This is a genomic window from Nitratidesulfovibrio oxamicus (assembly GCF_015731765.1).
GTDB classification, from domain to species: Bacteria; Desulfobacterota; Desulfovibrionia; order Desulfovibrionales; family Desulfovibrionaceae; genus Cupidesulfovibrio; species Cupidesulfovibrio oxamicus.
Window position 1 is genome coordinate 1 of the sequence record NZ_VRYY01000739.1, and the last position, 639, is coordinate 639.

General features: G+C 72.9%; 1 pseudogene. It reads left to right on the forward strand.

The window, feature by feature from the left end:
• Positions 1 to 639, forward strand: a pseudogene (locus tag FVW20_RS17995) (glycosyltransferase); the annotation flags it as partial.

Consider the following 639-nt stretch of genomic DNA (forward strand, 5'->3'; position numbering starts at 1 on the left):
GCCTGCCCGCCGCGGCCCGGCCCGGCGTGGGCATGGCGGGCACCGCCATCCGCCCCAGCACCGGCGACGATCTGCTCTCGCGCTACCTGGAGCTTACCTATACTCTCAACCGGGGGGCCGCCGGTTCCGTGCCGTTCCTGCCCGGCGGGGCCTGGCTGGCCCGGCGCGACGCCTTCGAGGCGGTGGGCGGCTTTTCCGGCTATGAGGAACGCTACGGCCAGGACGCCTACCTTTCGCGCCGCCTGCGCGACAACGGCTATCTGCTGTGGGCCGTGGGCGGGGTGGAGGCCTTCGAGGTGCGGCGCATCGGGCGGTTGCAAATGGTGCGCCGCGGCTGGCGCTGGCAGGGCCATCACATGAAGGCCGCCCTCGACGAGGGCCGCCCGCTGGACGAGGTGCTGAACGTGGTGCTGTACTCCATGCGCGAACGCATGCTGCGCTCGCGCGCGGCAGACCCGCGCCTGCTCTATTTCGACCTGCTGTACGCCCTGCACGCCCTGCTCGACACCGTGGCCCACGCGGCCCGGATCGCGGGGCAAACCCCCGGACAGGGTGGGGGTCAGCCTGGCGGAGAGGGCGCGCGCGCCGCGTTGCGCCATGCGGCGGCGGTCTTCCTGAAGCCCTGGCCGCAACTGTGCA